Source organism: Streptomyces sp. NBC_00669, from assembly GCF_036226785.1.
In the GTDB taxonomy this organism is placed as follows: Bacteria; Actinomycetota; Actinomycetes; order Streptomycetales; family Streptomycetaceae; genus Actinacidiphila.
Genome location: NZ_CP109018.1, coordinates 6,319,262 through 6,343,481 on the forward strand (window position 1 = coordinate 6,319,262; position 24,220 = coordinate 6,343,481).

Annotated in this window: 22 protein-coding genes and 2 tRNA genes; 17 read left to right on the forward strand and 7 right to left on the reverse strand. The window is 71.0% G+C overall.

The window, feature by feature from the left end:
* Positions 1-288: 288 nt before the first annotated feature.
* The 3 genes from OG896_RS26720 (at position 289) to OG896_RS26730 (ending at position 2,373) form a co-directional block, all read left to right on the forward strand.
* Positions 289-879, forward strand: a complete 591-nt coding sequence (locus tag OG896_RS26720; protein WP_328464189.1) for a biotin transporter BioY — start codon at positions 289-291, stop codon at positions 877-879.
* A gap of 119 nt (positions 880-998) precedes the next feature.
* Positions 999-1,487: a ribose-5-phosphate isomerase gene (locus OG896_RS26725; protein ID WP_329369387.1), complete on the forward strand. Its 489-nt coding sequence runs from the start codon at positions 999-1,001 to the stop codon at positions 1,485-1,487.
* Between the two features lie 46 nt (positions 1,488-1,533).
* Complete coding sequence (locus tag OG896_RS26730; protein WP_329369389.1) at positions 1,534-2,373, forward strand: Fpg/Nei family DNA glycosylase; 840 nt, start codon at positions 1,534-1,536, stop codon at positions 2,371-2,373.
* Between the two features lie 168 nt (positions 2,374-2,541).
* On the opposite strand, the gene OG896_RS26735 is transcribed toward OG896_RS26730, so the two are convergent.
* Positions 2,542-2,994 carry an Lrp/AsnC family transcriptional regulator gene (locus OG896_RS26735; RefSeq protein ID WP_328464183.1) on the reverse strand — a complete coding sequence of 151 codons (453 nt, stop codon included), beginning with the start codon at positions 2,992-2,994 and terminating at the stop codon, positions 2,542-2,544.
* 137 nt (positions 2,995-3,131) lie between these two features.
* On the opposite strand from OG896_RS26735, the gene OG896_RS26740 reads away from it, so the two are divergent.
* Positions 3,132-4,163, forward strand: a complete 1,032-nt coding sequence (locus tag OG896_RS26740) for an asparaginase (RefSeq protein WP_329369392.1) — start codon at positions 3,132-3,134, stop codon at positions 4,161-4,163.
* Here the strand turns inward: OG896_RS26740 and OG896_RS26745 are convergent.
* Both OG896_RS26745 and OG896_RS26750 read right to left on the reverse strand, forming a co-directional pair.
* The gene (locus tag OG896_RS26745) at positions 4,128-4,322 is read right to left on the reverse strand and encodes a hypothetical protein (RefSeq protein WP_328464179.1); all 195 of its coding nucleotides are present in this window, start codon (positions 4,320-4,322) and stop codon (positions 4,128-4,130) included. The two genes, OG896_RS26740 and OG896_RS26745, sit on opposite strands and share 36 nt — an antisense overlap.
* A gap of 131 nt (positions 4,323-4,453) precedes the next feature.
* Positions 4,454-5,596, reverse strand: a complete 1,143-nt coding sequence (locus OG896_RS26750) for a PP2C family protein-serine/threonine phosphatase (protein ID WP_328464178.1) — start codon at positions 5,594-5,596, stop codon at positions 4,454-4,456.
* Between the two features lie 167 nt (positions 5,597-5,763).
* On the opposite strand from OG896_RS26750, the gene OG896_RS26755 reads away from it, so the two are divergent.
* Positions 5,764-6,999, forward strand: a complete 1,236-nt coding sequence (locus OG896_RS26755) for a GNAT family N-acetyltransferase (RefSeq protein ID WP_329369395.1) — start codon at positions 5,764-5,766, stop codon at positions 6,997-6,999.
* Positions 7,000-7,296: 297 nt separating this feature from the next.
* Here the strand turns inward: OG896_RS26755 and OG896_RS26760 are convergent, their stop codons facing one another.
* A complete protein-coding gene (locus tag OG896_RS26760; protein ID WP_329369396.1) occupies positions 7,297-7,497 on the reverse strand; it encodes a hypothetical protein in 201 nt (66 codons plus the stop codon).
* A gap of 399 nt (positions 7,498-7,896) precedes the next feature.
* Between OG896_RS26760 and OG896_RS26765 the strand changes: the two genes are divergently transcribed.
* Complete coding sequence (locus OG896_RS26765; RefSeq protein WP_329369398.1) at positions 7,897-8,766, forward strand: nuclease-related domain-containing protein; 870 nt, start codon at positions 7,897-7,899, stop codon at positions 8,764-8,766.
* 209 nt (positions 8,767-8,975) lie between these two features.
* Here OG896_RS26765 and OG896_RS26770 read toward each other — a convergent pair.
* Positions 8,976-9,049 (reverse strand) — tRNA-Gly (locus tag OG896_RS26770).
* Positions 9,050-9,160: 111 nt separating this feature from the next.
* Here OG896_RS26770 and OG896_RS26775 point away from each other — a divergent pair.
* The 5 genes from OG896_RS26775 (at position 9,161) to clpX (ending at position 14,164) form a co-directional block, all read left to right on the forward strand.
* A tRNA-Pro gene (locus OG896_RS26775) sits at positions 9,161-9,237 on the forward strand.
* Between the two features lie 186 nt (positions 9,238-9,423).
* Positions 9,424-10,866: a trigger factor gene (tig, locus tag OG896_RS26780; protein WP_329369400.1), complete on the forward strand. Its 1,443-nt coding sequence runs from the start codon at positions 9,424-9,426 to the stop codon at positions 10,864-10,866.
* Between the two features lie 445 nt (positions 10,867-11,311).
* Positions 11,312-11,926 carry an ATP-dependent Clp protease proteolytic subunit gene (locus tag OG896_RS26785; RefSeq protein WP_202238536.1) on the forward strand — a complete coding sequence of 205 codons (615 nt, stop codon included), beginning with the start codon at positions 11,312-11,314 and terminating at the stop codon, positions 11,924-11,926.
* A 109-nt stretch (positions 11,927-12,035) separates the two neighbouring features.
* Entirely contained in the window at positions 12,036-12,719 is a 684-nt protein-coding gene (locus tag OG896_RS26790) for an ATP-dependent Clp protease proteolytic subunit (RefSeq protein ID WP_402443004.1), read from the forward strand.
* Positions 12,720-12,880: 161 nt separating this feature from the next.
* Complete coding sequence (gene clpX / locus OG896_RS26795; RefSeq protein ID WP_328464172.1) at positions 12,881-14,164, forward strand: ATP-dependent Clp protease ATP-binding subunit ClpX; 1,284 nt, start codon at positions 12,881-12,883, stop codon at positions 14,162-14,164.
* A gap of 99 nt (positions 14,165-14,263) precedes the next feature.
* On the opposite strand, the gene OG896_RS26800 is transcribed toward clpX, so the two are convergent.
* Entirely contained in the window at positions 14,264-15,130 is an 867-nt protein-coding gene (locus OG896_RS26800; RefSeq protein WP_329369402.1) for a hypothetical protein, read from the reverse strand.
* A gap of 137 nt (positions 15,131-15,267) precedes the next feature.
* Positions 15,268-16,302, reverse strand: coding sequence for a hypothetical protein (locus tag OG896_RS26805; RefSeq protein ID WP_329369404.1), 1,035 nt, complete (start codon positions 16,300-16,302; stop codon positions 15,268-15,270).
* A gap of 208 nt (positions 16,303-16,510) precedes the next feature.
* Here OG896_RS26805 and OG896_RS26810 point away from each other — a divergent pair, with 208 nt between their 5' ends.
* The 6 genes from OG896_RS26810 to mreC all read left to right on the forward strand — a co-directional run bounded on the left by OG896_RS26810 (position 16,511) and on the right by mreC (position 24,217).
* A complete protein-coding gene (locus tag OG896_RS26810) occupies positions 16,511-19,171 on the forward strand; it encodes a valine--tRNA ligase (protein ID WP_329369405.1) in 2,661 nt (886 codons plus the stop codon).
* 74 nt (positions 19,172-19,245) lie between these two features.
* Positions 19,246-20,832, forward strand: coding sequence for a bifunctional tetrahydrofolate synthase/dihydrofolate synthase (gene folC / locus OG896_RS26815; protein WP_329369407.1), 1,587 nt, complete (start codon positions 19,246-19,248; stop codon positions 20,830-20,832).
* A 136-nt stretch (positions 20,833-20,968) separates the two neighbouring features.
* Positions 20,969-21,304 carry a DUF4233 domain-containing protein gene (locus tag OG896_RS26820; RefSeq protein ID WP_329369408.1) on the forward strand — a complete coding sequence of 112 codons (336 nt, stop codon included), beginning with the start codon at positions 20,969-20,971 and terminating at the stop codon, positions 21,302-21,304.
* Between the two features lie 69 nt (positions 21,305-21,373).
* Positions 21,374-21,787: a nucleoside-diphosphate kinase gene (gene ndk / locus OG896_RS26825; RefSeq protein WP_329369410.1), complete on the forward strand. Its 414-nt coding sequence runs from the start codon at positions 21,374-21,376 to the stop codon at positions 21,785-21,787.
* 255 nt (positions 21,788-22,042) lie between these two features.
* Complete coding sequence (locus OG896_RS26830) at positions 22,043-23,065, forward strand: rod shape-determining protein (RefSeq protein ID WP_328474074.1); 1,023 nt, start codon at positions 22,043-22,045, stop codon at positions 23,063-23,065.
* A 156-nt stretch (positions 23,066-23,221) separates the two neighbouring features.
* Entirely contained in the window at positions 23,222-24,217 is a 996-nt protein-coding gene (gene mreC / locus OG896_RS26835) for a rod shape-determining protein MreC (RefSeq protein WP_329369412.1), read from the forward strand.
* The last annotated feature ends 3 nt before the right edge of the window (positions 24,218-24,220 follow it).

Below are 24,220 nucleotides of genomic sequence, written 5' to 3' on the forward strand. Positions count from 1 at the left end.
GGTACGCGCCTTGGTGGAATCCCACAGCGCCCGCGGCGTACGGGGCGGCCCCGCACCGGCCGCCCCGTACCCGTGTTCGCGGGTCCTCATGGCGTGACGAGTCTCACGTGAGCTGCTGAAAGGGCGTACGGCGACGGGCCGGTGGGGGAGCGGCGGTAGGGCTCGGGTCGCGGGTGAAGCCTCCAAGGGCGGCCGCCGTGCTTTGTCGGGGTCCGACGATGATCAACGCGCGGGTGCTGCGCTAGCGTCGCGATGTCCCGACCGCCCTCGCACCTCGCGGAGTCACCCATGAGCACCGCCGCTTCCTCGGCCCCCGGCACCGTACTCGCCGATCTGCTGCCCGCCTCCTCGGTCAACCGGGCCCGGCTGCGGGACGCCGCGCTCGTGGTCGGCGGCGCCGTGCTCACCGGTCTGGCCGCGCAGATCTCGGTTCCTGTGCCGGGGTCGCCGGTGCCGGTCACCGGGCAGACCTTCGCGGCGCTGCTGGTCGGCACCGCGCTCGGCGCCCGCCGCGGCTTCGCCGCCCTCGGGTTGTACGCGGTCGCGGGGGTCGCCGGGCTGCCCTGGTTCGCGGAGGGCAGCTCCGGCTGGTCCATGCCCACATTCGGCTACATCCTCGGGATGATGCTCGCCTCCGCGGTCGTCGGTGCCCTCGCCCGCCGCGGCGGTGACCGTACGGTGTTGCGGACCGCCGGCGTCATGGTGCTCGGCTCCGCCGTCGTCTACGCGGTCGGCGTGCCCTACCTCGCGCACGCCGCCCACCTCTCCACCGCCGACGCCCTCCGGCTCGGCCTGCGCCCCTACCTGCTCGGCGACGCGCTCAAGGCCGCCCTCGCGATGGGCTTCCTCCCCGCCGTGTGGCGCGCCCTCGACCGCTGAGCAAGAAGGGTGCCCTGACCCCCGGGGGGCCCGGTGCTGCCGGTTCAGGGACCACCCGCCGGGCAGGTGGTCCCGGGGGCGACCGGGCCGGGCACCCCGGGGGGTGGAAGAATCACCGCATGCGCGTCTACCTCGGCTCGGATCACGCCGGCTTCGAACTCAAGAACCACCTCGTCGAGTGGCTGAAGGCCAACGGCCACGAGCCCGTGGACTGCGGTCCGCAGATCTACGACGCGGTGGACGACTACCCCCCGTTCTGCCTGCGCGCGGCGAGCCGTACGGTCGCCGACCCCGGCAGCCTGGGCATCGTGATCGGCGGCTCGGGCAACGGCGAGCAGATCGCCGCGAACAAGGTGAAGGGCGTCCGCGCCGCACTCGCGTGGAGCGAGCAGACCGCCTCGCTCGCCCGCCAGCACAACAACGCCAACGTGCTGAGCATCGGCGCCCGCATGCACACGCAGGAGGAGGCGGTGAAGTTCGCCGAGGTCTTCCTCGCCACGCCGTACTCGCAGGAGGAGCGCCACCAGCGCCGGATCGACATGCTCGACGCCTACGAGGCGACCGGCGAGCTCCCCCCGATCCCGGCCCACCACCCGCAGCAGGACTGACACCGCACAGCAGGACCGACTCCACACGGCAGGACCGACACCACCGATGCCCGAGGGCCACACGATCCACCGGCTGGCACAGGAGTGCCTGGAGCGGTTCGCCGGCTGGACGACCCGGGTCGGCAGCCCGCAGGGCAAGTTCGCCGACAGCGCGGCGCTGCTGGACGGCGCCGTGCTGGACGGCGTGGACGCGCACGGCAAGCACCTGTTCCTCGGCTTCGAGGGGCGGGGATGGGTGCACATCCACCTCGGCCTGATCGGGAAGATCGCGTTCGACGGGGACGCGGTGACCGACACCGTACGGCTGCGGCTGGTCGGCGGCCGGCACGGCGACCAGGCGATGAACCTGCGCGGCCCGGCCGCCTGCGAGCTGATCACCGATGGTGAGAAGCAGGCGATACACGACCGGCTCGGCCCCGACCCGCTGCGCGCGGGCGACGACCCCGGCCGCGCCTACACCCGTATCTCCCGCTCCCGGATCTCCGTCGCCGCGCTGCTGATGGACCAGAAGGTGCTCGCCGGCGTCGGCAACGTCTACCGCGCGGAGGTGCTCTTCCGGCACGGCGTCGACCCGTTCCTGCCCGGCCGGGCGCTGTCCCGCCCGCTGTGGGACGCGATGTGGGCCGACCTGGTCGTGCTGATGCGCGAGGGCGTGCGCACCAACCGGATCGACACGGTGCGTCCCGAGCACGAACCGGAGGCCATGGGGCGCCCGCCGCGCCGCGACGACCACGGCGGCGAGGTCTACGTCTACCGCCGCACCGGGCAGCCGTGCCTGATCTGCGGCACCGAGGTGCGCACCCGGCCGCTCGCGAACCGCAACCTCTTCTGGTGCCCCACCTGCCAGCCGCCGGCGCCCGAGTCCGCGCTCGCCGCCGACCGCTGAGCGCGCACGTCCGACGGCCGAGCCGGGCGGGCCGCCGAGCCCCGGGGGCCGTCGAGCCCGCCGGACCGCCGGACCGCCGGACCGACGGACCGCCGGACCGCCGCACCTCGCGGACCGTCGAACCCGGGAGACCACCGGACCCGGTCCCGTACGGGCATCCGGCGGCGGTCAGTCCACCGGGACGCCCTGCGGCGACTTGATCCGCTTCATGATCATCTGCGAGTTCACGTCGGAGACCCCCGGCAGCGCGATCAGCTTGTCGGTCCAGAACCTCTCGTACGCGTCGGAGTCCGCCACCGCGATGCGCAGCAGGCAGCCCGGCGCGCCGTAGAGCCGGTACGCCTCCACCACGTCGGGGGTCGACTGCACCTCGGCCTCGAACGCGGCGACCGAGTCGCGGTCGCGGTGCACCTCGACCGACGCGAAGACCTCGAAGCCCCGGCCGACCGCGGCCGGTTCGACCACCGCGCGGTAGGTCTGGATCACTCCGTCGTCCTCCAACTGCCGCACCCGGCGCAGGCAGGGGGAGGGGGTCAGGCCCACCCGCTGGGCCAGTTCCTGGTTGGTCAGCCGGCCGTCGGCCTGGAGCTCGCGCAAGATACTTCTGTCGATGGCATCCATAAGAGGGATTCCTACCACGATATGGCGGACTACCGATCAGTATTAGCAATCATATGGCAGGTCTACGCGCATATCATTGTGCTGGGGAATGCCGTGCGCCCGGGGAGGCGCGACACCAGTCAGGGAGGCTGCGCATCGTGCGTCACGTCGTGGTCATCAGCACCGGGGGAACCATCGCCAGCCGCTGGCAGGGCGACGGATACGCGGCCGAGGCCGCCGGACAGGAAGTACTCGCCGCGGGCGCCGTGCCCGAAGGGGTGGACGTGAGCGTGGTGGACCTGTTCACCGTGAACAGCTCACGGCTCACCACCGCCCACCAACTGCGGCTGCTGCACGCCGTGCACGAGGCGCTCGCCGATCCCGGCGTGGACGGCGTCGTGGTCACCCACGGCACCGACACCCTGGAGGAGTCCGCCTTCTTCCTCGACCTGTTCCACCACGACCGCCGCCCGGTCGTGCTCACCGGCGCCCAGAAGCCGCTGGACGCCGAGGACGGCGACGCCGCGGGCAACCTCTACGACGCCCTGCTGACCGCCGCCTCCGGCCGCGACATCGGCGCCGTGATCGTCTTCGGCGGGCAGGTGTACGCCGCCCGGGGCACCGTCAAGAAGCACACCGTGGACGCGCACGCCTTCGGCGATCCGGACGGACTGCCGCTCGGCCGGCTGGAGTTCGGCCGGGTGAGCTGGGGCCGCCGCCGCCCGCGGCCGGTCCCGCTGCCGATGCCTGCGGTGGACGCGGTCGGCCCCCGGGTCGACATCCTCACCCACCACAGCGACGCCGACGCGGTGCTGCTGAACGCCGCGCTGGGGGCCGGCGCCCGCGGCCTGGTGGTGGCCGGCACCGGCGCGGGCAACGCGAACCCCGAGGTCGCCGCCGCGGTGCGCGAAGCCGTCGCCGACGGCGTGCTGGTACTGGTCAGCACCAGGGTCGCGGCGGGGGCCGTCGCGCCGCTGTACACCGGTGGCGGGGCGGTCGACCTGGTCGCCGCCGGTGCACGGCTGGCCGGCTCGCTGCGCCCCGCCCAGGCCCGGATCGCGGTGCTGGCCGCGCTGCTGGCCACCCCCGAGGGCGAGGACGCCGGGCAGACCCTGGACGCGATCCTGCGGGCCGCCCCGCAGGCGCTGCGGGCGTCAGAGCTTTATCTGGTTGATGGTGTCGGCCACTGAGTTGAGGAAGCGGTTGATGTCCGGCGCCATGTTCGTCGAGGCCAGGAAGAACCCGAACAGCGCGGCCACGATGGCCGGTCCGGGCTTTATGGACTTCGAGCGGATCATCACGACCAGCACGATCGCCAGCAGCAGTGCGGCAGACAGGGAGATAACCATGACGGATCACTTCCTCTTTCGGTAATGCCGGTCCGGGGACCGCGCCGCCGCCCCCGCCTCGCCCGTTCCCATGGTGCCATCAGCCACGGACACAGGAGACGTGTCTGGACCCATAGTCCCATTCCCGTGGGCTAGTCCCGGCACACCACGAGCAACGCCCTGTCGTCGTTGACGTCTTTGGCGACCGCCTCGATCAACCGCCAAGCGGAGCCCCGGAATCCGCCTGCCACCAGGCGGTCCGCCTCGCCGATCAGCCGGTCCATGCCCTCGGAGATCTCCCGGTCCGGCGTCTCCACCAGGCCGTCGGTGAACAGCATCAGCACGTCACCCGACCCCAACGTGCCCTTGACGCCATGGAATTCGGCCCCGTCGTACACCCCCAGCAGGGGCCCTTCGGCCGCCATCTCCTCCCAACGGCCGGTCCCCGCGTGCAGTTGCACCCCCGGCAGGTGGCCCGCCGACAGCAACTCGTAGTCGCCGCTCTCCAGATCGAGCACCAGGTGCACCGAAGTGGCGAAGCCCTCCTCCCAGTTCTGCCGCAGCAGGTAGCCGTTGGCAGCGCCGAGGAACGCGTGCGACGGCAGCGAGCCCAGCAGCCCGCCGAACGCCCCGGACAGCAGCAGCGAGCGGGACGCCGCGTCCATGCCCTTGCCGGACACGTCGGTGAGCACCGCCTCCAGCACCCGGCCGTCCGAACTGCGGGTGGCGACCACGAAGTCACCGGAGAAGGACTGCCCGCCGGCCGGGCGCAGCGCCATCTCCGCGTGCCACCCGCCGGGCAGCCGCGGCAGCCGGCTCTGCACCCTGATCCGCTCGCGCAGGTCGAAGAGCATGCTGTGGCCGCGCCGCCAGGGCACCCCGACCCGGGCTCTGAACTGGGCTATCACCAGGCCGACCAGCGCCACCGCGGTGACCAGCAGCACCGTGCCCGGCGTCACCCGGCCCGGGCCCTCCCGGTACGGGCCGAGCACCGCCGACTCCACCACCATCGCCAGCGCCGAGCCCGCGTAGAGCAGCAGCAGGCTCGCCGGGCGCAGCAGCAGCCCGCCGGCCAGGATCGGCAGCACCAGCGCCTCCGGCGGGCACCACACCGGCACGTTGACCGACGCGTACGCCAGGGCCGGGATCGCCACCGCCACCGCCGCCAGCCCGGCCCACTCCGAGGCGTCGCCCCTGAAGTAGTCGACCGCGGAACGGCGCACGGTCAACCGGGCCCGGTGCAGCCTTCTGCGCCACCGGAGCCCGAGCTCACCCTTTGCCGTCGCTTTATCCATGTCCCGGCGACCCTACCCACCGATTGCCGCGCCGTGCAGGGCGGATGGCCTGTGAGGTTGCGCGGGGCCGCAAGGACAGGGTGCCCACCGCGGCCCTGACGAGCAACGGGTCCGGCGGCGCGGAAATGTGTTCGCCGCAGTCCGCACCCGCCTGGTAGGGAGGGGGCATGACCATCGAACTGCGCGGCGCCGACCCGGACCAGTGGGACTACCTCTTCGACCGGGTGGTGCGCGCCTTCCACGCGAACCCCGACGCCGTCGAGGAGCGCGCCGGATGGCGCAGCGTCTTCGAGTTCGACCGGCTGACCACGGCCTGGGACGGCGACGAGGCGGTGGGCACCGCGGGCCTGCACTCGTTCCGGATGACCGTCCCCGGCGGCGGGCTGCTCGACGCCGCCGGCGTGACAATGGTCACCGTCCAGCCCACCCACACCCGGCGCGGCATCCTCACCTCGATGATGCGCCGCCAGCTCGACTCGCTGCACGACGGCGGCGAGTCCGTCGTGATCCTCACCGCCTCCGAGCCGGTCATCTACGGCCGCTTCGGATACGGCACCGCCACCCAGGAGTTGACCGGCACCGTCGACACCACCCGGGTCGCGTTCGCCGTCCCCGAGGGCACCGACGCGGTCCGGCTGCGGCTGGTGCGGCCCGCCGACCCCGCGGCGCTCGCCGCCTGCGAGGCGGTCTACGCCGACCTGGTGCCCGGGCGGGCCGGGATGCTCGCCCGGCAGCCGAACTGGGAGAACCTGCCGATCGTCGACGCGCCCGCGGCCCGCCACGGCGCCGGCCCCCTGGTGTGCGTCCTGGCCGAGACCGACGGCGAGGTACGCGGCTACGCCCGCTACGCCGTCGCCCACCGGTCGGTCGGCGGTCACCGCGAAAGCACCGTCAACCTGCGGGACATCGCGGCCCTCGACCCGGCGACCTATGCCGCGTTGTGGCGCTACCTCGCCTCGATCGACCTCACCAGCGCGGTGCACTTCGACAACCGCCCGGTCGACGACCCGCTGCTGCACCTCGTCTCCGACCAGCGCCGCTGCGACCTCGGCGTGCTCGACAGCCTCCACCTGCGGCTGGTCGACGTCGGTGCCGCGCTGGCCGCCCGCGCCTACTCCGTCCCGGTCGACCTGGTGCTCGACGTCACCGACGCCTTCTGCCCCTGGAACGCCGGGCGCTGGCGGCTGACCGGCGACCCCAAGGGCGCGACCTGCGAGCGCACCACCGACCCGGCCGACCTCGCCCTCGACGTCAAGGACCTCGGCGCCGCCTACCTCGGCGGCCCCACCCTCCGCGCCATGTCCGGCGCCGGCCTGATCCGGGAACTGCGCCCCGGCGCCCTCCCCACAGCCTGCGACGCCTTCCACACCACCCCCGCCCCCTGGCTCCCCCACGGCTTCTGACCCCGCAAGCGCGGCTCCCCCTTGCCTGCCCCGGTGGGAGCCGCACATCCAGGCTCAGCCGATAGCACCAGGCACCCCGGTGGGTCAGGGCGCCGGCGCTGGCGCAACTGGAGCGGGCGACTGGAATCGAACCCACCTAGCCAGTTTGGAAGACCAGTGCGGCGGCCCCGTGGTGACCTCGTACGGCCCCGTACAGCGCCTTTGGGGCGTCCGGCCCGCGTTCCCCGTGGTTTCCCCTCCTTCGCCCCTCAGACGGGCACGTGGCAGGCACGCGGGGCACACCCGCTGTCCGGCGGACTAGAACGGCCTGAACATCTCCTCGGGCCAGCCCTCCGGGAGCTTGTTCGCGAAGACCGCGTAGAGCGGGCCGTAATCACTCTGGGTCACGAGGAGTTCCCACTGGTCCAAGTCGTGGTGCAGGTAGCGCCGGAGCATGCTGAGGAACTGACGGAACTCTTCATCCGAAAGGCGGCCGGCCGGTTCCTGGCTGGGGTCCATGGCGTCGGCGTATTCACGCGATGGACGACGCGTAAGAGTTCCTCGATGCGAACTATGGGCGGGACGGCCGCTGAGGTCTGCTGCCGTGGTAGGCGGCGGGCTGACAGCCGAACCCGCGGTCGCCATCGGGGTGGCGCCATCCCGGAGCTGGAGCCCCCCGCCGGAGGCATCGTCTTGACCCTGGCTGTTCGATCTCGCCTCATGCCGCCGGCCAACCCACCGCGGGCGCGCGCGGTGGTGGCAGCGCCAGCACGGCCGAGACAGGAGCGGGCGCGGCGGGAGCCTTGAATGAAGTAGGGAGACCTGTAACAACCCTGGGCCGTTGGCCGGTTGGGCGGTCTTGTGTGGTGATCGGCTCCGCTGCTGCGATGGGTCGAACGACATGGTTCGGCGTGGGGGATGGGCGTGGACGAGTTACGGGTCTCGGTGTGGAAGCGGTACGGCCAGGATCGGCTGTACGTCAACACGCTCAAGGGGGAAGCCGCCGCCTGGCAGGATCGCCGGACCGGTGAGGTCCACATCGTCATTGAGGCGCTGGGCGAAGCCGCACGTGCAGCTCTGGCCGCCTACGAAACGCAGGCTCCCGAACCCGCCCCGTCCGCTCCCGCTCTCCTTGCCCCGCAGCCGATCGCACAGACGCCTCCCCCGATCCCCCCGGACTTCGACCTCGCTCTGCACAGACCCGGCGACTCCCTACGCGGGCTTGCCGCGGAGCGGCCGAGCTTCGTCGCGCGCCTCTTCGCATGGCTGATGCGGCGGCCGGTCAAAACTGACTCCTGGAACCTCGGCATCGAGGGTGAACAAGTCATAGGCGCGGAGCTGAACCGGCTGACGCGCCGTGGGTGGTACGTGCTGCACTCCGTGCCGCTCCCACGCATCAAGGCGGACATAGATCACCTGCTGATAGGGCCGGGCGGAGTCTTCACCGTCAACGCCAAGAACCACCGCGGCCGGCGGATATGGGTCGGCGACCACGCCGTACGGGTGGACCACGGCAAGGCGCACCCGTATCTCCGCACCGCACGGCGGGAAGCCGCACGCGCAGCCCGCGTACTGACCAGTGCGTGCGGGTTCCCCATCGCGGTCACGGGCATCCTGGCCTTCGTCTCGCCGGCAGAACTCCGCGTGGTCCCCACCCTCCTCGACGTGCGGGCCTTCAAGGACCGTGACCTGTCGTCGCTCGCTCCTCTGTCGGGAGTGCTCACGGCCGCTCAGGCACAGCAGGTGTTCCAGGTCGCCCGGGACCGGCGTCTGTGGGAGAGCGCTTGACCGGTGCGGCGCCACCGTCGGGGAACGGAGTACCAGCGGAGGAGTGGGTGCGTTCGATCCATGAACCTGTCCGCGGAAGACGCCCGCGAGCACTTCGCCGCCTCGCCGTCGCGCGCCTGGCGGCGCGGGAACCCCCCTCACCAAGAGGTGGTCCCGCAGCCGACAGCACCAGGCGCCCCGGTGGGTCAGGGCGCCGGCGCCGACGCAACTGGAGCGGGCGACGGGAATCGAACCCGCGTAGCTAGTTTGGAAGACTAGGGCTCTACCATTGAGCTACGCCCGCGACGCCAAGATTCTGGCACACCGCATGGTAGCCGGTCGAACCGGCTCCGCGGCGGGCGTGAATACGGGCTGCCCGGGCGTACGGAGGCATGTACTCTACGTGTCGCACCAGCGGGGTGTGGCGCAGCTTGGTAGCGCGTCCGCTTTGGGAGCGGAAGGCCGTCGGTTCGAATCCGGCCACCCCGACCAGCAGTTACGTGGCCGTCGCGCGACGGCGCGGTGGGAGGACGGCGAGCGCGCCGCGGATCGGGATCGACCCCGTCCGCGGCGTTTGGCACTACCGGTAGGATGGGCGGTCGGCGACCCGACGCGCGGCACCGATCGCGCGCAAGTGAGTGGCCCCCATCAACGTAAAGCCCCCAAGGAGACCCAACCGTGAAGAGCGCCGTCGAGACTCTGAACCCGACCCGGGTTCGACTCACTGTCGAGGTGCCCTTCGAGGAGCTCAAGCCCAGCCTCGACGCGGCGTACAAGAAGATCAACCAGCAGGTCACGGTGCCGGGCTTCCGCAAGGGCAAGATCCCTGCGCGCGTCATCGACCAGCGGTTCGGCCGTGGCGCGGTCCTCGAAGAGGCCATCAATGAGGCGCTGCCGAAGTTCTACACGGAGGCGGTCACCGAGGGTGAACTCTCCGAGAGCGTGCTCGGCCAGCCCGACGTGGACATCACCGAGTTCAACGACGGCGACGAGCTGAAGTTCACCGCCGAGGTCGAGATCCGGCCGACCATCGAGATCCCGGACTACACCGGCATCGAGGTCACCGTGGACGCCGTCGAGGTGCCCGAGGAGGACGTCGACACCTCGCTGGAGCAGCTGCGCGACCGCTTCGCGACCACCACGCCGGTCGAGCGCGCCGCCGCCGAGGGCGACGTGGTCGTGGTCGACCTGCAGGCGTCGGTCGACGGCAACGTGCTGGACGACGGCGTCGCCACCGGCGTCAGCTACACCATCGGCTCCGGCCAGCTCCTCGACGGCATCGACGAGGCCGTCACCGGCCTGGAGAAGGGCGGCAGCGCCACCTTCACCTCCTCGCTGAGCGGCGGCACCGGCGCCGGCCAGGAGGCCGAGGTCAAGGTCGACGTCACCGACGTCCAGGCCCGCGAACTGCCCGAGCTGGACGACGAGTTCGCGCAGCTCGCGTCCGAGTTCGACACCCTGGAGGAGCTGCGGGCCGACTCCCGCAAGCGCCTTGAGCGGATCAAGTCCTACGACCAGGCCACCCAGGCCCAGGAGAAGGTGCTGGACGCGCTCATCGAGCTGACCGAGGTCCCGATCCCGGAGAAGCTGCTGGAGAGCGAGATCGAGACCCGCACCCACAACCTGGAGCACCACCAGTTCCCGGCGCTCGGCCTGAACTGGGACACGTACCTGGAGCGTGAGGGCAAGACCCGCGAGGAGTTCGACGCGGAGGTCTCGGAGCAGGCGGTCAAGGGCATCAAGACCCAGTTCATCCTGGACGAGCTGGTCAAGACCGAGAAGCTGTCGGTCAACCAGGAGGAGCTGACCGAGCACCTCATGCGCCGCGCGCAGTCCTCCGGCATGTCCCCCGAGCAGTTCGCGCAGGCCGTCGTCGAGGGCAACCAGGTGCAGCTCCTGGTCGGCGAGGTGGCCCGCGGCAAGGCGCTGGCCGTCGTCGTCGAGGCCGTCAAGGTCACCGACAGCAACGGCGAGGTCGTCGACCTGTCCGACGAGGAGGACGACGAGGACGAGGCCGCCGCTGAGGCCGCCGACGGGGACGCCCCCGAGGCCGCTGAGGCCGGCGAGGACGCCCCCGAGGCATCCGAGGCCGCGGACTCCGCCGAGGCCGACAAGAGCTGACCTGAGGCTGCCTGAAGGGCACGGGGGACCGCCGCGGAAGGCGTTCGCCTCTCAGGGACGCGGGGAACCGCGCGACCGACCCGCCACCGCCCGGCCACCACCGGCCGGTGGCGGGACCTCGCCGCGGGGGCCGGGCCTACGGGCCGGGCTCGCCACGGTGCACGGTTGCTCGCGCGGTTCCCCGCGTCCCTTTTTCGGGCCCGCGGCCCGAACGCCGGGCCCGGTCCGCCCGAGCGACCCGGGCGTTCCAAACCCGTACCGCGCGGCATGCGCTCACAGCGAACAGTCCCGCGTAGGGGATTGCTGGGCCCCACCTGCGCGTTAGGGTCCACAAGTAGGAGGGCAGGGGTGCGGCGAGGGTCAGCGGTCGCCTCCGGCCCGGACGAAGACCGTGACGGTTGCTTCGACCGTCCGACAACGAGCAGGTGGATACGTGACGACTACGATGCCTACCGCCGCCGGCGAGCCGAGCCCCGGCGGTCTCGGCGACCAGGTCTACAACCGACTGCTCGGCGAGCGCATCATCTTCCTCGGCCAGGCCGTCGACGACGACATCGCCAACAAGATCACCGCACAGCTGCTGCTCCTTGCGGCCGAGCCCGACAAGGACATCTTCCTCTACATCAACAGCCCCGGCGGCTCCGTGACCGCCGGCATGGCGATCTACGACACGATGCAGTTCATCAAGAACGACGTCGTCACCATCGCCATGGGCATGGCCGCCTCGATGGGCCAGTTCCTGCTCACCGCGGGCACCCCCGGCAAGCGCTTCGCGCTGCCCAACACCCGCATCCTGATGCACCAGCCCTCCGCGGGCCTCGGCGGCTCCGCCACCGACATCAAGATCCAGGCCGAGCAGCTGCTGCACACCAAGCGCCGGATGGCCGAGCTGATCGCCGAGCACTCCGGCCAGAGCTTCGAGCAGATCACCAAGGACTCCGACCGCGACCGCTGGTTCTCCGCCGAGGAGGCCCGGGAGTACGGCCTGGTGGACGGCGTGATGCTCTCCGCCGCGCACGTCCCGGGCGGTGGCGGCACCGGCGCCGCGCCCGCCTCCTGAGGCTGCCCGCACCGGCCGCGTGGCCGCGCCGGCCCGGCACCGCCGACGCGCCGGCCGCGCCCGCCCGGCCCCCGACATCGACGCACCTCATCACCTGGAGACGGTGGACGTGAACCCCTTGAACTTCCCCGGCAGCGGCCTCTACGAGCGCACCGCGGCCGAGCGGCCCGGCGTGTTCGGCGCCGAGGCCCGCTATGTGATCCCGCGCTTCGTCGAGCGCACCTCGCAGGGCGTGCGCGAGTACGACCCGTACGCGAAGCTCTTCGAGGAGCGCGTGATCTTCCTCGGCGTGCAGATCGACGACGCCTCCGCCAACGACGTCATGGCGCAGCTGCTGTGCCTGGAGTCGATGGACCCCGACCGGGACATCTCGGTCTACATCAACAGCCCCGGCGGCTCCTTCACGGCGCTGACCGCGATCTACGACACGATGCAGTTCGTGAAGCCCGACATCCAGACGGTCTGCATGGGCCAGGCGGCCTCCGCGGCGGCCGTGCTGCTCGCGGCCGGCAGCCCCGGCAAGCGGATGGCGCTGCCGAACGCGCGGGTGCTCATCCACCAGCCGTACAGCGAGACCGGCCGCGGCCAGGTCTCCGACCTGGAGATCGCGGCCAACGAGATCATCCGGATGCGCCAGCAGCTGGAGGAGATGCTCGCGAAGCACTCCACCACGCCGATCGAGCAGATCCGTGACGACATCGAGCGCGACAAGATCCTCACCGCTGAGGAGTCGCTGGCCTACGGCCTGGTCGACCAGATCGTGTCCACCCGCAAGACGTCCGTGGGCGTCTGAAGGACGGGTAAGCTGCGCCCTCCGTGCGTGCCCCCGCCCGTACTCGGATCGCGAGTACGTCCAGGGGGGCCCACACGGGGGGCGCGGCAAGGTACCGTCGATGAGAGAAGCACCAGGTTCCGTTGAAGGTCGGCGGAGCCCAGGCGAAGGGGAAAGACCTCGTGGCACGCATCGGTGACGGCGGAGACCTGCTGAAGTGCTCGTTCTGCGGAAAGAGCCAGAAGCAGGTGAAGAAGCTCATCGCAGGTCCCGGTGTGTACATCTGCGACGAGTGCATCGACCTCTGCAACGAGATCATCGAGGAGGAGCTCGCCGAGTCCTCCGAGGTGCGCTGGGAGGACCTGCCCAAGCCGCGGGAGATCTACGAGTTCCTGGAGAGCTACGTGGTCGGGCAGGCGCCCGCCAAGAAGGCCCTCTCGGTCGCGGTGTACAACCACTACAAGCGGGTCCAGGCAGGGGAGAGCGGCCGCCCTGGCCACGACGACGCCATCGAGCTGGCGAAGTCCAACATCCTGCTGCTCGGCCCGACCGGCTCCGGCAAGACGCTGCTGGCCCAGACGCTGGCCCGGATGCTGAACGTGCCGTTCGCCATCGCCGACGCCACTGCGCTCACCGAGGCGGGCTACGTCGGTGAGGACGTCGAGAACATCCTGCTGAAGCTGATCCAAGCGGCGGACTACGACGTCAAGAAGGCCGAGACCGGCATCATCTACATCGACGAGATCGACAAGGTCGCCCGCAAGAGCGAGAACCCGTCGATCACCCGCGATGTCTCCGGTGAGGGCGTCCAGCAGGCGCTGCTGAAGATCCTGGAGGGCACCACCGCCTCCGTGCCGCCGCAGGGCGGCCGCAAGCACCCGCACCAGGAGTTCATCCAGATCGACACCACGAACGTGCTGTTCATCGTGGGCGGCGCCTTCGCAGGTCTGGAGAAGATCATCGAGGCGCGGGCGGGCGCCAAGGGCATCGGCTTCGGCGCGACCATCCGCTCCAAGCGCGAGCTGAACATGGCCGACCAGTTCTCCGAGATCATGCCGGAGGACCTGGTGAAGTTCGGCATGATCCCCGAGTTCATCGGCCGGCTGCCCGTGATCACCAACGTGCACAACCTCGACCGCGAGGCGCTGCTGCAGATCCTGGTCGAGCCGCGCAACGCGCTGGTCAAGCAGTACCAGAAGCTCTTCGAACTCGACGGCGTGGAGCTGGAGTTCGAGCGCGGCGCGCTGGAGGCCATCGCCGACCAGGCGATCCTGCGGCAGACCGGCGCCCGTGGCCTGCGCGCCATCATGGAGGAGGTGCTGATGTCGGTGATGTACGAAGTGCCGTCCCGCCAGGACGTCGCCCGCGTCGTCATCACCGCCGACGTCGTGCACTCCAACGTCAACCCGACCCTGGTGCCGCGCGACCCGCGCATCTCGGGCCAGGGCGAGCAGAAGAGCGCGTAGCCCCCGGCGGCACCGCAGGCACAGCACGAAGCACGAAGGGGGCACCCGGTCGACGGACCGGGTGCCCCCTTCGTCGTGGTCGCGGGCGGGGCTTCGTCCCTACGACGCGGGCACCTCGACGTCGGCACGGACCTTGGCGGCCAGCGCGGCGGTGTCGGCGACCGACGGCCAGGTGGCGGTGCCGTCCGAGACGTGCGCGTCGTCGATCGTGCTCACATAGGCCACCGTGCTGTAGTCGGCCCAGGCGCAGATGGTGGTCTTGAAGGGGATCTTCTGGTTGTCCTGCTCCTGGGTCTCGTTGATCTTCTGGCACTTCATCAGCGCGTCGGGCGTCAGGCCGGCCGGCTTCACCGTCTGCGGGGTGCCCAAGGGGGAGACCGTGACCTTCGAGCCGTCGCTGGTCGGGTTCGTGCCGCCCTTGTCGAGCAGTGCGAACATGCCGTCCAGCGCCTTGCCCGGGTCCTTGACGGTGCCGTAGACGCCGTCGAAGCTCAGGAAGACGCCGGTGAACTGGCTGCCCTTCAGATAGAGGGTGCCGGCGCTCTTGGCGTCGTCGACGCCGAGCGCCTTCAGGGTGCCGACCGCGGTGTCGTCGAGCTGCGGGCCGGTGCTGCCCACGGGGGACTTGACGTAGTCGCCGGCGACGGTGTCCGGGGTGGTGAGGGTGTACTTCTTGCCGTCGTCGTGGAGCCCGGACGAGCCGCTGTTGCCCTTGTGCGCGACGAAGACGCCGGCGCCGACCGCGAGCACCGCGACCACGACGCCGATGATGATCCCGTTGCGCTTGCCCTTGCCGCCGGACCTGGGCGGCTGCGGCTGCCCGTAACCCTGCTGGGGCACCTGCCCGTACGGCTGCGGCGGGCCGTAACCGCCCTGCGGCGGCTGCTGTTGCGGTTGCGGTGGGCCGTAGCCGCCGCCCTGGGGCTGGTTGCCGTACGGGTTCGGCGGCTGCTGGTCATGGCTCATGGGTTCGTCCCCTCCGTCAACGAGTGCGCCCATCCTTGCGCAGGACGGAAGCGCCCGGGGTCCGCGGTCGGCCCGGATACGCGAGGGGGCGCCCGGTCCCTCGCGGACCGGGCGCCCCTTTTCGTCTGCGGTGGCGGCTACTTCGCCTCCACCTCGACGTCGTTGCGGACCTTGGCGGTCAGGGCGGCCGCGTCATCGATGGACGGGGCGGAGCCGCCGCCGGTGACGAGCTGCGCGGAGTCCAGCGGGATGACGTACGCCACCGTGCTGTAGTCCGCCCACACGCAGACCGTCGTGTTGATGGTGAAGCTCTGGCCGGAGTCCTGGCCGGTCTCCTTGATCGTCTGGCACTTCATGATCGCTTCGCTCTTCATGCCGGACGGAGTGACGGACTGCGGGCTGCCGGAGGTCTCGACCTTCGTGCCGTCCTTCTTGTCCTGCTCGGTGCCCTGCTTGAGCATCGCGAACATGCCGTCGACGACCTTGCCCGGGTCCTTGACGGTGCCGTAGACGCCGGCGAACTCCAGCAGCTTGCCCGACAGGGCCGAACTGCCTTCCTTGTAGGCCGCGTTGACCTGGGTCGGGTCGCTGACGCCCAGCGCCTTGATCTTGGTGAGGTCGCTGTCGTCGAAGCTGTCGCTGTCCGAGTCGTCGCCCTTGGCGTAGTCGCCGGCGACGGTGTCCGGGGTGGTGAGGGTGTACTTCTTGCCGTCGTCGTGGAGCGAGGAGGAACTGCTGCCACTGCCCTTGGTGGCGAAGTAGACCCCGCCGGCGACCGCGACCAGGGCGACGACGATGCCGATGATGATGCCGTTGCGCTTGCCGTTACCGCCGGACTGGGGCGGTTGCGGGTAGCCGTAGCCCTGCTGGGGCACCTGGCCGTAGGGCGGCTGCTGGCCGTAGCCGGGCTGGGGCGGCTGCTGGCCGTACGCCGGCTGGCCGCCATAGGGAGGGGCGGGGGGCGGGGCCTGCTGCGGGTAGCCGTACCCGGGCTGGGGCTGCGGCTGGCCGTAACCGCCACCCTGCGGCGGCTGGCCGTAACCGCCCTGCTGCGGGGGCTGCGGCTGGCCGTAGCCGCCACCCTGCGGCGGCGGGCCGGGCTGCGGTTGGCCGTAGCCGCCACCCTGGGGTTGATCGCCGTACGGGTTCGGCGGCGGCTGGTTGTAACTCATGGTTTCGTCCCCTCCGTTAACGAGTCCGCCCATCCTCCCGGATGACATGCTCGCTTCCGAATCCGGGGGCGTGACCAGCAGCCATCCTCCCGCGCCGGAATCCGGCCGCGGCATCAGAAGCGCAACCGGTTCGTCACAGAGCTGTGGACAACCCGCCCTGTGGATAACCCGTCGGGGGTGAAGCCGCGGGAGCACTAGAATCGGGACCGTGACCGACAACACTCATCCGCGCCCCGACAGCGGGCAGCACAGCGACCCCCATCTGCCGACCCAGTACACGCCGGCCGAGGTAGAGGGGCCGCTGTACGAGCGGTGGGTAGAGCGCGGGTACTTCGAAGCCGACACGAAGAGCGACAAGCCGCCGTACACCATCGTCATCCCGCCGCCGAACGTGACGGGCACCCTCCACCTCGGACACGCCTTCCAGCACACGCTGATGGACGCCCTCACCCGCCGCAAGCGCATGCAGGGGTACGAAGCGCTGTGGCTGCCCGGCATGGACCACGCGGGCATCGCCACCCAGAACAAGGTCGAGCAGCAGCTCGCCGAGGAGGGCAAGTCCCGGCACGACGTGGGCCGCGAGGAGTTCGTCGCCCGCACCTGGCGGTGGAAGGAGGAGTACGGCGGCCGCATCCTGGGCCAGATGCGCCGGCTCGGCGACGGCGTCGACTGGTCCCGCGAGCGCTTCACCATGGACGAGGGCCTGTCCCGGGCCGTCCTGACCATCTTCAAGAAGCTCTACGACGACGAGCTGATCTACCGCGCCGAGCGGATCATCAACTGGTGCCCGCGCTGCATGACCGCCATCTCCGACATCGAGGTGGACTACCAGGACGACGACGGCGAGTTGGTCTCGCTGCGCTACGGCGACGGCGAGGACAGCGTCGTGGTCGCCACCACCCGGGTCGAGACGATGCTCGGCGACACCGCCGTCGCCGTCCACCCCGACGACGCGCGCTACGCCCACCTGATCGGCCGCCGGATCAAGCTGCCGCTGACCGACCGGACCATCCCGGTGGTCGCCGACGCCCACGTCGACCCGGAGTTCGGCACCGGCGCGGTCAAGGTGACCCCGGCCCACGACCCGAACGACTTCGCGATCGGCCAGCGGCACGGCCTGGAGTCGCTGACGATCATGGACGAGCGGGCGGTCATCACCGCGCCCGGTCCGTTCGAGGGCCTGGACCGCTTCGAGGCCCGCGCCGCCATCGTCGAGGCGCTGCGCGAGCAGGGCCGGGTCGTCGCGGAGAAGCGCCCTTACGTCCACTCCGTCGGCCACTGCTCCCGCTGCAAGACCACCGTCGAGCCGCGGCTGTCGCTCCAGTGGTGGGTCAAGGTCGAGCCGCTGGCCCGCGCGGCGGGCGACGCGGTCCGCGACGGCCGGGTGAAGATCCACCCGCCGGAGATGGAGAAGCGGTACTTCGACTGGGTCGACAACATGCACGACTGGTGCATCTCGCGGCAGTTGTGGTGGGGCCACCGCATCCCGGTCTGGTACGGGCCGAACGGCGAGCAGATCTGCGTCGGGCCCGACGAGGCGGAGCCCACCGGCGAGGGCTGGACCCAGGACGCCGACGTCCTGGACACCTGGTTCTCCTCCGCGCTGTGGCCCTTCTCCACCCTGGGCTGGCCCGAACAGACCCCGGACCTGGCGAAGTTCTACCCGACCGACGTGCTGCTCACCGGCCACGACATCATCTTCTTCTGGGTCGCCCGGATGATGATGTTCGGCCTGTACGCCATGGAGGACGTCCCGCCGTTCCACACCATCGCGCTGACCGGCCTGGTCCGCGACGAGTTCGGCAAGAAGATGTCCAAGTCCAACCCGAACTCGGTCGACCCGCTGACCTGGATGGACGCCTACGGCTCCGACGCGGTCCGCTTCACCCTGGCCCGCGGCGCCAACCCCGGTGCCGACGTGCCGATCGGCGAGGACTGGGTCCAGGCGTCCCGGAACTTCGCCAACAAGGTGTGGAACGCCACCCGGTTCGCCCTGATGAACGGCGCCACCGTCGAGGGTCCGCTGCCCGCGCCCGAGGAGATGTCCGCGACCGACCGCTGGGTGCTCTCCCGGCTGAACACCGTCGTCGCCGAGGTCGACGCCCTCTACGACGACTTCCAGTTCGCGAAACTCTCCGACGCGCTCTACCACTTCGCGTGGGACGAGGTCTTCGACTGGTACGTCGAGCTGTCCAAGACCACCTTCCTCAAGGGCGGCGACCCGGCACGCGTCTCCAGCCGGGTGCTCGGCGAGGTGTTGGACGTCACACTGCGGCTGCTGCACCCGATCGTGCCGTTCGTCACCGAGACGCTGTGGACCACCCTCACCGGCAAGGAGACGGTGGTCACCGCGGACTGGCCGAAGGCCGTGCTGGTCGGTGGCGCCGACGCGCCGGGCGGCTTCCGTGACGCGGCCGCCGAGGCGGAGATCGCCGAGGTGCAGCGGCTGGTCACCGAGGTCCGCCGGTTCCGCAGCGACCAGGGACTCCAGCCCGGCCAGAAGGTCCCGGCCGAGCTGTCGCTCGACGGCACCCTCCTGCCGCCCCACGAGGACGCCATCCGGCAGCTGCTGCGGCTCCAGCCGGCCGGCGACGGCTTCCACGCCACCGCCACCCTGCCGGTCGGCGCGGCGCGGGTCGCCCTCGACCTGTCCGGGACGATCGACGTGGCCGCGGAGCGCAAGCGGCTCGCGAAGGACCTCGCCGCCGCCGAGAAGGAGAAGCAGCAGGCGGAGCGGAAGCTCGGCAACGACGCGTTCCTCGGCAAGGCGCCGGAGAAGGTGGTCGAGGGCATCCGCACCCGGCTGGCCGCCGCCGACGAGGACATCGCCCGGATCACCGCGCAGCTCGCCGCCCTCCCGGCGGCATAGCCACCGCACGGCACCCCTCGGGGTGGCACAGGCCCGGGCCGTTCGGCCCGGGCCTGTTCCGTAGACTGGACGCTGTGAGCGAGCACCGGCAGGACGACGATTTCCCGGACGACGGCTTCAGCGACGCCGCCGACCGGGCCGCGGACGAGGTCGACTACGACGCCGCGCACCAGGCCACCGACGAGGACGACTCGGAGGACGGCGAGGGCGGCGGGCCGCGCGAGGCGGACATGGCCGTCATCGAGGCCGGCAGCCGTACGCTGCGCACCCACGTCACCCCGCCCGCCCCGGAGGACGACGTGCCGGCCCGGCCCGCCGACCCCGAACTGGACCGGCAGCTGCGCGAGGTCGAGGACGAGCTGCTGGGCCGCTGGCCCGAGACGAAGCTCGACCCGTCCCTCGATCGGATGACCGCGCTGATGGACGTGCTCGGCCAGCCGCAGCGCTCCTACCCGTCGATCCACATCACCGGCACCAACGGGAAGACCTCCACCGCGCGGATGATCGAGCGGCTGCTGCTCGCCTTCGAACTGCGCACCGGCCGCTACACCAGCCCGCATGTGCAGTCCATGACCGAGCGGATCAGCCTGGACGGCGTCCCGATCTCCGCGGAGCGCTTCGTCGAGGTCCACCGCGACATCCAGCCGTACGTCGACATGGTGGACGGCTCCCAGCCGCACCGGATGTCCTTCTTCGAGGTGCTCACCGGCATGGCGTACGCGGCTTTCGCGGACGCCCCGGTCGACGTCGCGGTGGTCGAGGTCGGCATGGGCGGAAGCTGGGACGCCACCAACGTGGTGGACGCCACCGTGGCCGTGGTCTCCCCGATCTCGCTGGACCACACCGACCGGCTCGGCAGCACTCCCGGTGAGATCGCCGTCGAGAAGGGCGGCATCATCAAGAAGAGCGCCACCGCGGTCCTCGCCCAGCAGCCGCCGGACGCGGCGCGCGAACTGCTGCGGCGCTCGGTGGAGATGGACGCGACGGTCGCCCGCGAGGGCGAGGAGTTCGGCGTGCTGCACCGCGAAGTGGCCGTCGGCGGCCAGTTGCTGACCCTGCGCGGCCTCGGCGGCGAGTACGAACAGGTCTTCCTCCCGCTGCACGGCGAGCACCAGGCGCACAACGCGGCCCTGGCGCTGGCCGCGGTGGAGGCGTTCTTCGGCATCGGCAGCGTGCACCAGCGCACCCTCGACATGGACACCGTGCGCGGCGCGTTCGCGGCGGTCACCTCGCCCGGCCGGCTGGAAGTGGTCCGGCGCAGCCCCACCGTGGTGCTGGACGCCGCGCACAACCCGGCCGGCGCGCGGGTCACCGCGGCCGCGATCAGCGAGGTGTTCGGCTTCAGCCACCTGGTCGGCGTGGTCGGGCCGAGCGGCGACAAGGACGTCCGCGGACTGCTGGAGGCGTTCGAGCCGGTCTTCGCCGAGGTCGTCGTCACCCGCAACTCCACTTCCCGGGCGATGGACGTGGACGCGCTCGCGGCGCTGGCCGTGGAGGTGTTCGGCGAGGACCGGGTGCAGGTCGAACCGCGCCTCGACGACGCCCTGGAGGCCGCGGTGACCCTCGCCGAGGACGAGGGCGAGTACGCCGGCGCCGGGGTGCTGGTCACCGGTTCGGTCATCACGGTCGGCCAGGCCCGCCTGCTGCTGGCCCGCCGGTAAGGGAGCCGGGGATGCGGACGCGTCAACGGACTTACTCGCGCACGCGGGCTGACTCGCGTACGCGAACTCACTCGCGCACGCGGACTCACCCGCGTACGCGGACTCAGACGGATTTCAGAGGGAAGGGGGCCCGGGTATGCGGACCCTGTGTTCGAGCACGCTGATCGGCGAGTTCTTCGTGATCGGCTTCGCCGGGCTGGTCGCGATGAAGCATCCCGACCTGTCGATGGGCACCGTGTGGACGGTGTGCGGCATCGCGATGGTGCTGTGCGTACTGCTGTGCGGCGTGGTCACCCGCCCGTGGGCGGTCGTGGTCGGCTGGGCGCTCCAGATCGGGTTGATCGCCAGCGGCTTCGTGGTCGGTACGATGTTCGTGCTCGGCGTGATCTTCGCCGCCCTGTGGTGGGCGTCGATCCACTTCGGGCGCAAGGTCGACCAGATCAGGGCCCGGCACGCGACACAAGCCGCCTGACAACCGACCGGCACGTGCCTTGTAGGCTCGTCGTCACATTCGCTTGTCATACCCGTCAGGAGCCGCCCCGTGTCCCAGCGCACCCTTGTCCTCCTCAAGCCGGACGCCGTTCGCCGCGGCCTGGTCGGCGAGATCCTGGGCCGGATCGAGCGCAAGGCCGGCTGGTCGGTCAACGCGCTGGAGCTGCGCACCCTGGACCGCGGCACCCTGGAGCAGCACTACGCCGAGCACGTCGGACGGCCGTTCTACGAGCCGCTGGTGGAGTTCATGGCGTCCGGCCCGTCGGTGGCCCTGGTCGTCGAGGGCGAGCGGGTGATCGAGGGCGTGCGCGCGCTGGCCGGCCCGACCGACCCGATCGCGGCCGCACCCGGCTCCATCCGGGGGGATTTCGGCACCATCACCCGTGAGAACCTGGTGCACGCCTCGGACTCCGAGGAGTCCGCCGCGCGCGAGATCAAGCTCTTCTTCCCCACCTTGGCGTAACGCGGCGGCGACGCGTATGGTCCCGTGAGTCGGCGCGACCACGGTCCGACTGCCGCTGTGGCCGCGCCCGTTCCGGCAGGTACCGGGCCGAACGGGAACCAAACACTCCGACACGGCGTCACCATTACTGAGGTCCGCTGTGTGTTCTGATGACAATGGGCGTCGGAACCCCGACGCCGCGCTCAGCCCGGCGCGACTACGATGGAACCTCCGCCCACGCTCGGGAAGGCCAGACGTATCCACATGGCGAACAACATGTCGTTCATCGGCCGTGACATGGCTGTCGATCTCGGGACCGCCAACACGCTGGTGTACGTCAGGGGCCGCGGGATCGTCCTGAACGAGCCGTCGGTCGTCGCGGTCAACACCAATACCGGCGGCATCCTCGCGGTCGGTGCCGAGGCGAAGAAGATGATCGGCCGCACCCCCGGCAACATCGTGGCGGTGCGCCCCCTGAAGGACGGCGTCATCGCCGACTTCGAGATCACCGAGCGCATGCTGCGCTACTTCATCCTCAAGATCCACCGCCGCCGCTACATGGTCCGCCCGCGCGTCGTGGTGTGCGTGCCGTCGGGCATCACCGGCGTGGAGCGCCGCGCCGTGATCGAGGCCGCCACCCAGGCCGGCGCCCGTACCGTGCACATCATCGAGGAGCCGATGGCCGCCGCGATCGGCGCCGGGCTGCCCGTGCACGAGGCCACCGGCAACATGGTGGTGGACATCGGCGGCGGCACCACCGAGGTCGCGGTGATCAGCCTCGGCGGCATCGTCACCGCCCAGTCCATCCGGGTGGCCGGCGACGAGCTGGACAACGCGATCATCCAGCACATCAAGAAGGAGTACAGCCTGCTGCTCGGCGAGCGCACCTCCGAGCAGATCAAGCTGACCATCGGCTCCGCGTTCGCCGCCGAGAAGGACGACGAGCACACCGAGATCCGCGGCCGGGACCTGGTCAGCGGACTGCCCAAGACCGTGGTGATCTCCGCGGGCGAGGTGCGCAAGGCCATCGAGGAACCGGTGAACGCGATCGTCGACGCGGTGAAGACCACGCTCGACAAGTGCCCGCCGGAGCTGTCCGGCGACATCATGGACCGCGGCATCGTGCTGGCCGGCGGCGGCGCGCTGCTGCGCGGCCTGGACGAGCGGCTGCGGCACGAGACCGGCATGCCCATCCACATCGCCGAGTCCCCGCTGGACTGCGTGGCGCTCGGCGCGGGCAAGTGCGTGGAGGAGTTCGAGGCGCTTCAGCAGGTCCTCGACGCGGCCCCGCGCAGATGACGCAGAAGCGGATGGCGCAGAAGACGAACCGCCCCACTCGGCGCAGGCGCGGTCACCACCGCGGCGCCGGATGCGGGCGCAACCCAGCACAGTAGCTCCGACCGGCCGCGGCCCCAGCGGCGGCGGGTCCGATGAGGAAGGCACGGACTGGCGCCCGTGAGGGACACAAAGGAGAGCCGGCTGCTGCTGGTACTGCTGGTGGTGGTGGCGCTCGCGCTGATCACCGTGGACATCCGGGGCGGTGAGAACTCACCGCTCGACCGGCCGCGGCGGGCGGCCCAGTCCGCCTTCGGCCCGGTGGAGAACGCGGTGTCCGGCGTCGTCGACCCGGTCGGCAACGCCGTGGACGCGGTCCGGGACTCCGGCCACGACAGCAGCACCATCAAGCGGCTGCAACGCGAGAACACCGAGCTCAAGCAGCAACTCGGCAGCAAGGACACCACCCGCGCCCGCGCCCAGGAGCTGGACAAGCTCTTGAAGGTCGCCGGCGCCGGGCAGTACACCGTCAAGGGCGCCCAGGTCATCGCGATAGGAGCGGCCCAGGGCTTCTCCTGGACGGTCACCATCGACTCCGGCAGCAACGACGGCCTCAAGCGCGACATGACGGTGATCAACGGCGACGGGCTCGTCGGCCGGGTCACCACCGTCGGCCGCTCCACCTCCACGGTCCTGCTCGCCAACGACCCGGACTTCACCGTCGGCACCCGGCTGGAGGGCAGCCAGGAGATCGGCTTCGCCAGCGGCCAGGGCAACCGGCCGATGCGGGACCAACTGCTCGACGGCAAGGCCGACGTGCACCGGGGCGACCGGGTGGTCACCTTCGGCTCCGAGGCGGACAAGCCGTTCGTGCCCGGCGTCCCGGTCGGCAAGGTGGTCAGCGTCGAACCGTCGGCGGGCAACCTCACCAAGACCGTCGAGGTGCAGCCCTTCGTCGGCTTCACCAAGCTGGACGTGGTCGGCGTGGTCGTGGTCGGCCCGCGCACCGATCCGCGCGACAGCGTGCTGCCGCCGCGGCCCACCCCGCCGCACACCGCGAAGCCCAAGGCGAAGAACTCCCCGACGCCAGGCGGTACCCCGAGCTCCGGCAGTTCGGACACCGCGCTTCCCCCGGGCACCAAGCCGACCAATTCGACCACCACCAGCGGGGACTGAGCC